The organism is Micromonospora sp. ATA51, from assembly GCF_016802855.1.
Lineage (GTDB): Bacteria > Actinomycetota > Actinomycetes > Mycobacteriales > Micromonosporaceae > Micromonospora > Micromonospora sicca.
In genome coordinates, this window is the sequence record NZ_JAEVHJ010000367.1 from 1 (window position 1) to 6,210 (window position 6,210).

Here is a 6,210-nt window from a genome sequence, read left to right on the forward strand (position 1 = left end):
CAGCGCGTCCCACTGGCAGCCAGTCCGGTCGAGGTAGCGGATCGCATCCACGACGTCCCGGCGGGGGTAGATGATCGGCCGTCCACGCCCGGTTCCGGCCGGCACGTGCGGGGCCAGGATCCGCCATTCGGCGTCGGTGGTGTCGGACGGGTAGTGCCGCGGCCGGCCGGTCGGCAGGTGATCGGCAACGGTGGCCGGCGTGGCGGGTGCGGCGACGCCGGCGACAAGGTATACAGACAGGGTTGGGCCTTCGGTCGTGCTGGTTTAGTCACCTTCGCTCGTACCGAAGGCCCTTCCCCATGTCACGCCACCACGCCGGGCACCGGCACGATCATCGATTTCGCACCCGACCCGCCGGTCACTCGAAACCCTTATTTACCAGGCTCTAAGGGGCAAGTAGGTCGATCAGCTCCGCGCGCTGGGCGGGCCGCAGGGGGTGAGTCCGGCCGGTGTAGCGAAGTCGTCCGTGCTCGTCGAGGCGGCCGAGCAGGAGGGTCTCCAGATTGCCGAGGCTGGGGGTGGCGCCGCTGATGATGGCCTCGGTGCTGTGGTAGGCGCACTGGTATTTCTGCCAGCCGCGCTTGCCGGGCTCGTAGCGGCTGTCGAGCCGTTTGATCATCAGTCCTTCGATGCCGGCGGCGGTCCAGGTGTGCAGCCACTCGGTGGCCTGCCCGACGTCGGTGCTCTGCGGTGACAGGGTGAGCTGTGCCGGGGCGTCGGCGAGCAGTGACGTCAGCAGGGCGCGCCGTTCGGCGAGCGGCTTGTCCAGCAGGGGTAGGCCGGGCGGGGCGCTGAGGAGGTCGAAGACCACGTAGTGGGCGGGGCGGCTCCTGGCCAGGGCGTCGCGGCCAGTCCCGGCGGTGACCCGCCGCTGCAACTGGGAGAAGTCGGTCCGTTCTCCCGCCCAGACCACGAGTTCGCCGTTTATCTTGGGTCAGCCGATCAGATGGTTGGTTGTGCGGCGATGTTGTGTCATGGACATGTCCAGGACGTTGCTTGCCAACGTGCTCAACCAGGTGCGGCCGTTTCCTTTCCCCCGTGAGCGCGTTCAGCCGAGCAGCCCCAGAGGCGCCAGCAGGCATCTGCGGCCAGACCCTGTGTTAAGGCGTCAAGGAGCGGCTGGCGGCGGGTGGGGCAGCGGGTGGGCGCCGTCCGGTCGTAGGCCGTCGAAGATGATGGCAAGGTATCGCCGCCACAGGTCGGGCGGGGCGTCTGACACATAGCTGGTGACGTAGTTGGGTGCGCACATCAGCAGGATGACGTCGGCGCCGGTGACGTCGGCTCGCACGGCGCCGTGCTCACGAGCCCGATCGACAAGCTTGTGCACGGTGCGGAACATCTGCTCGCGGGCCCTGATCACGTCCGCGTTCAGTTCGCCGGCCTCCTGCAGGAACGACAGGTCGCGTTGCTGTTGTTGGTCGGCAGCGACCGTGAGGAACTCCAGCAGCGCGGGGCCCGGGTCCGCCGCGTCGAGCAACTGTTCGCCGAGCGCGCCGAGCTCGTCGATCCGGTCGAGGACGATCGCGGCGAGCAGGTCGTCCTTCGTGGCGAAGTGGCGGAACAGGGTGCCCTTGCCGAGACCGGCCCGGCGGGCGATGTCGGCGACCGAGGCGTCCAGGCCACGCTCGGCGAACTCGTCGGCGGCGGCTGCCAGTAGCAGCCGCCGGTTGCGGGCGGCGTCGGCACGCAACGGGCGGGGCGAGGTCACGGTGCCACCCTAGCAAGTTGACCACCCGGTCCGCTTATTGCTAGCGTCGCGACCGATAACAGGACCGCTCGGTCCGTTTATGGGAGGAAGCGCATGAAGGCAGTTGTCGTGACCGGCTATGGGCCGCCCGAGGAATACACCGTGGCAGACGTGCCGGCGCCCCGGCCCGGGCCGGGACAGATCCAGGTCCGGATCGCCGCCGCCTCGACCAACCCGGCGGACGTCCGGCTGCCCAGCGGCGAGTCCCGTGACGTGGTTCCCCTGGAGTTTCCACACGTGCCCGGCAACGACTTCGCCGGCACGGTCAGCGAGGTCGGCGCCGGCGTGACGGCCTACCAGGTGGGCGACGAAATCTTCGGTCAGGCGGCGCCCCGGGTGCTGCGGGCGATGGCCGGTGCGGCCCGGCCGTCGCTGAGCACGGGTTCACTGGCCGAGTACGCGGTCTTCGAGGCCGACACCCCGTTACTGGCGCACCGCCCGGCCGGCCTCGACATCGAGCACGCGGCCGCCCTGCCCACCGTCGGCCTGACCGCACGGGCGCTGATGGCCACCGCCAAGGTGCAGCCTGGCGAGACGGTCCTGGTCGTCGGCGCGACCGGCGGCGTCGGCACCGCGGTGATCCCGCTGCTCGCCGCCGCGAAGGCGCGGGTGATCGTCACCGCGCCCGCCGCGGACGCCGACATCCTCCGAGCTCTCGGCGCCGACGAGACCATCGGGTACGCGGAATCCGAATACCCCTCCGGCGTCGACGTCGCCTTCAACCTGACCCTGCCGAGTGACCACCTTGCCGGAGTCGCTGCCGCCATCCGCCCAGGCGGACGCCTCCTCACGATCACCTATCCGGTACCTCAGCAGGAGTGGATTGGCCGCGACGACGTCGGTCTGCATTTCGTGCTGGACCTGGACGGCACCTTCGGCGGGATGCGCGAGGCGAGCGGGGCTACCTGCTGGACAAGCGGCAGTGGATCGACCGACACGCTGACTTCGCCTACCTGTCCCTGACGACGACCGAACTCGACGTGCGCCGCTATGACCGCGCCGCGATCGTGCGCTGCGTCCAGCGCAGCCGGGCGACCTGGCGTGGTGAGGTGATGGCACTGACGGTCCGACTGAGTCAGGTATGGATCGAACTACCCGACGGGTGGCGACTCACCGGCATCCAGTTCAGTTCGCTCGACCCAGCCTGAACGCCGCATCCGCAATCCCGAGCCGACGCAGCGCTGTGCGCGTGAGTGAAACCGCTGCTCATCACGTAGGTGTGGTTCGTCCGGCACGGCTGTCGCGTAGTGCCCCATGCGCTGCGGCAAGCAGTTCTCGGAGCTCGGCGACCTGCCGGGTGAGTTCCCGGTTGCGGCGGTGCGCCGCCTCAAGGCGGCGGATCAGGCTGGCTTCGCTCGTGCGCTGGCGGGTGGGGACGGCGACGCCAGTGGAGCGGTTGTTGATATCGCGTAGCCGTTCCACTGCTGCTCGGACGTCAGGCTGGCTGTATAGCCAGGCCCGGCTGACCTTCGCCGCCGCAGCGACCTTGGCGTAGGTGACGGGCTCGCCGGTGGTCTCGAACTGGCGTAGTGCTGTGCGGGCACGGGCGAGGGTTTGCTCGTGTCTCCGACGCGCTGCCGCGATGAGCCGATCTGACGCGTCAGATGGCATCGCGGTGCGCTCCGCCCGTAGCGATTGCCTGCTTGATCTGCGCGATGCGCGCGTCGAGTTGCTCGAGTACGAGCCGGTTCTGGTCGGCCAGCTTGGTCTGCCCTCGGGCATCGAGTTGGGCGATGAGCGTCAGCGTGCGGTGGCGGTGCGCCTCGTGCGCGGGCAGGTCTTCGCTGGTGGTGATGAAGACGGGGCGGGTCAGGCACTTGTTGGAGTGGTCGCAGGTCTGCTGGCGCGGAAGTCCGCAGTGCCCGTTCGGTAGGGCGGTGCGTGATCGGTTCGCCCACTCCACATCGGCCGGTAGCAGGTGCTGCAGATCGTCGTCGTTGTCGCGGGCGGCGTCCCATTCGGCGCGGATGGTGGTGTCCAGCAGCCGGGCGTAGTGGGACGCCATCTCGAGGCTGGCGTGGTCGAGCAGCTGTTTGACGACTTCGAGGCGGACGCCGCGGTTGACCAGGGTGGTGGCGAACGTGTGCCGCCACTGGTGCGCCGTGATGTGGGCGGGACGTCCGGCTTCGTCGGTGATCCCGCACTTCGCGACCCACGCCTGCAGCTGCAGGTTGTAGGTGCTGCGTCGGAACGGGAGAAGTCCGTGGGGGTTCAGCATGTTCGCGGGCACCAGCCGCAACCCGTCAACGGGCAGGGTCCGGGGAGCTGGCTGACTGAGGTATGCCGCAGTCTCCGCCGGGTACTGCTCGCGCACCCTGGCCTGTTGTTCACGGATCTTGTCGAGCGTCGCCGCGCTGATGGGTACGTAGGCTTCGCGGCGCATCTTGTGGTTCCAGTACCGGACGTACGGGTTGTCGTCACGGTCGCGGACGATCGGGTCGTAGCCGAGCGCGCAGGCGTCACCGACGCGCAGCCCGGTGGCCAGCATCAGCTCCGTCAGGAATCGGCCGTCGGGTTGGGGCCAGCGGGGCAGGTGCGCGCGGACCTGGGTCATGATGTGGGCGTTCAGGCCGCGGGCGCGCAGCGGGATCGTTCGCGGGTAGTCCGAGGCGTAGATGACGGCGTTTCGGGGCAGCTCGGGCGCCCAGTCCTCGTGGTCTTGTAACGCCCGGAGGAAGACCGCCAAGGCGCTGATGCTGTCGCGGATGGTCTGAGTCGCCAGCGGTCGCGTTCGTTGCTGCACTTCCGGCCTGTACGGCGATCAGGTCCGCGCGCCGTAGCCGTCTTCGGCGGCCTCTGGCACAGTCGCGGTTGTGATTGACTGGCCGAGGACCCGGGCTGCGCTGAGCTGGACCGTGTTGGCATACGCGTTCGCTGGTCTTGCCACTGCGCCGCTGGCGGCGGCGCCTATGCCCTCACACCCGGTGCCGTGCGAGGAACTCACCGGGGATCCGGATTGGCTAGTATGGGTGTTCCGCGAGACCGTGTGGCTCTCCCTCGCGTTCTCGCTGCCCCTGGCCGCTGCGGTGACGGCCGTGTTCGTTTGGCGAACTGGGCTGTCCACCAAAGGCGCGGCAGCCCTCGGCGTCGGTGTCGGCCTCGTGCTGGCCGCAGCCACCGTCGGCTATTCCATAGCGGCCGCTACCTGCGGGTACAACCTGGAGCAGGTCCACCCGTGACAGCAGCCAGCCATACCTCCCGGATTTGTCGACCACCTGCCTGGTCAACCCGACCTCCTCGTCCCGAACGCGGGCATACAGCATCATCGGTTGTCATCCGGTGCGGTCTCCTGCCGCTGGCCAAGGCTGGTCTGCCTCCTTATGCGGCGTGCTGTCGGCAACTGGCGGTGCTTTCGCTGCCTTCTCGCTGCTCGGCGTGGTTGCGACAGCCGGCGGAAGACCAGGTGCGTTCGGTCCTGGATCTCTGGCGGCAGGGGCAGAGATCCATGTTCCTGACCTCCGGCCCCTGGGGTTCCGTCCTCAGAATTCCTCTGGCCCGACGGTCCACTTCCACAGGTATTGATCTCGTTGGTGGACATAATCGTCTGACCCGGACGGCACGCACTGTGACCTGCGCCGGGACCGGTCGTCGATGGCCATCGGTGGTCACCGCTGGTTCACCTCGGACGGCCTGGAGACGGCCTGATTTTGACGACACGTCTGGAATCTCCGACCCCCCGCTGGGGGATACGGACACGAGCTGACGACGGGTGCCGGACCGTCAAGCAGGGCCGGTGTCGAGCAGGGTCATTGCGTTGTCGGATAGGTGCTGGTCACGGCGGTGATGAGGTCGTGGGGGCGGCGGTTGGCGCGTCGGGTGGCGCGGGCGATGTTGGCCTCGCCGTTGGTGCGGTGGTAGCCGATCGAGGTGTTGCGCAGGGTGGCCAGGACGGCGGGTCCGGTGCCGGTGCGAGCTTGGTGGAGGTCTTCACGGAACGTGACGTCCCGGACGTGGTGGACGCGGTTCTCGATGTGCCATTCGCGGCGGGCCCAGTCCTGCAGGTCGGCGGGTTGGGCCTGCTCGGCGGGTAGAGACACGGTGAAGTAGGTGGTCTCGGGGCTGGTCTTCGCGCCGGTGGTGCGGGTCCGGATGATCCGGATGGCCTGCTGCGCGTGGGGGAACCTGATTCCGTCGGGGGTGTGCACGGTGATGGCTTTGACGGTGCGGGTCTCGCGGCGGCCGTGCCCGGTGTCGCGGCGGCGGTCGCCGAGTGGGACGTCGGGCCCGGGGTAGGGCTTTGAGCTGCTTGAACAAGGAGAGCAGGTGGACCTGGCCGCCGTCGCTGCGGCGGGCACCTCGAAGGGTTTTCCCGTCCACGGCGATCACCGTCCGATACCGGGCTGGCCGGGGCGTGGTCACCGGCCGGGCGCGGGCGGTCAGCCAACCGGCCAGGACGGTGGACAGCAGCCCGTCGTCCAGGCGAGTCAGCAGCCGCCACACCGTCGTGCCCACCGGCACCCCAT

The 6,210-nt window shown here is 68.9% G+C and carries 9 protein-coding genes and 1 pseudogene; 4 read left to right on the forward strand and 6 right to left on the reverse strand.

From position 1 onward, the window contains the following. The 3 genes from JNW87_RS41810 to JNW87_RS33155 all read right to left on the reverse strand — a co-directional run. Nucleotides 1-240, reverse strand: a 240-nt coding sequence (locus JNW87_RS41810; RefSeq protein ID WP_375373577.1) for a transposase, incomplete at its 3' end; no start/stop codon positions are given. A gap of 145 nt (nucleotides 241-385) precedes the next feature. Beyond that, the gene (locus tag JNW87_RS33150) at nucleotides 386-928 is read right to left on the reverse strand and encodes a hypothetical protein (protein ID WP_109800600.1); all 543 of its coding nucleotides are present in this window, start codon (nucleotides 926-928) and stop codon (nucleotides 386-388) included. 180 nt (nucleotides 929-1,108) lie between these two features. Next, on the reverse strand, nucleotides 1,109-1,708 hold the full coding sequence (locus tag JNW87_RS33155) for a TetR/AcrR family transcriptional regulator (RefSeq protein WP_109800601.1): 600 nt from the start codon (nucleotides 1,706-1,708) through the stop codon (nucleotides 1,109-1,111). 93 nt (nucleotides 1,709-1,801) lie between these two features. On the opposite strand from JNW87_RS33155, the gene JNW87_RS33160 reads away from it, so the two are divergent. Then, complete coding sequence (locus JNW87_RS33160) at nucleotides 1,802-2,710, forward strand: NADP-dependent oxidoreductase (protein ID WP_236647365.1); 909 nt, start codon at nucleotides 1,802-1,804, stop codon at nucleotides 2,708-2,710. After that, a complete protein-coding gene (locus JNW87_RS33165; protein WP_368666223.1) occupies nucleotides 2,701-2,895 on the forward strand; it encodes a hypothetical protein in 195 nt (64 codons plus the stop codon). The genes JNW87_RS33160 and JNW87_RS33165 overlap by 10 nt, the downstream gene beginning before the upstream one ends. Nucleotides 2,896-2,956: 61 nt before the next feature. Here JNW87_RS33165 and JNW87_RS33170 read toward each other — a convergent pair whose 3' ends face one another. After that, nucleotides 2,957-3,358 carry a DUF6262 family protein gene (locus tag JNW87_RS33170; RefSeq protein ID WP_146230991.1) on the reverse strand — a complete coding sequence of 134 codons (402 nt, stop codon included), beginning with the start codon at nucleotides 3,356-3,358 and terminating at the stop codon, nucleotides 2,957-2,959. Continuing rightward, nucleotides 3,348-4,433, reverse strand: coding sequence for a tyrosine-type recombinase/integrase (locus JNW87_RS33175; protein ID WP_146230992.1), 1,086 nt, complete (start codon nucleotides 4,431-4,433; stop codon nucleotides 3,348-3,350). Before JNW87_RS33175 ends, JNW87_RS33170 begins: the two co-directional genes overlap by 11 nt. A gap of 283 nt (nucleotides 4,434-4,716) precedes the next feature. Here JNW87_RS33175 and JNW87_RS33180 point away from each other — a divergent pair, with 283 nt between their 5' ends. Further along, on the forward strand, nucleotides 4,717-4,926 hold the full coding sequence (locus JNW87_RS33180) for a hypothetical protein (protein WP_109800604.1): 210 nt from the start codon (nucleotides 4,717-4,719) through the stop codon (nucleotides 4,924-4,926). 567 nt (nucleotides 4,927-5,493) lie between these two features. On the opposite strand, the gene JNW87_RS33185 is transcribed toward JNW87_RS33180, so the two are convergent. Continuing rightward, nucleotides 5,494-5,892, reverse strand: coding sequence for a transposase (locus tag JNW87_RS33185; RefSeq protein ID WP_236647366.1), 399 nt, complete (start codon nucleotides 5,890-5,892; stop codon nucleotides 5,494-5,496). 92 nt (nucleotides 5,893-5,984) lie between these two features. On the opposite strand from JNW87_RS33185, the pseudogene JNW87_RS33190 reads away from it, so the two are divergent. Next, nucleotides 5,985-6,210 (forward strand): annotated as a pseudogene (locus tag JNW87_RS33190) (hypothetical protein); the annotation flags it as partial.

Excerpts from the sequence above, each read along its gene's own strand:
- JNW87_RS33170 (WP_146230991.1), bottom strand. The coding sequence starts at position 3,358 with ATGCCATCTGACGCGTCAGATCGGCTCATCGCGGCAGCGCGTCGGAGA.
- JNW87_RS33160 (WP_236647365.1), top strand. The coding sequence starts at position 1,802 with ATGAAGGCAGTTGTCGTGACCGGCTATGGGCCGCCCGAGGAATACACC.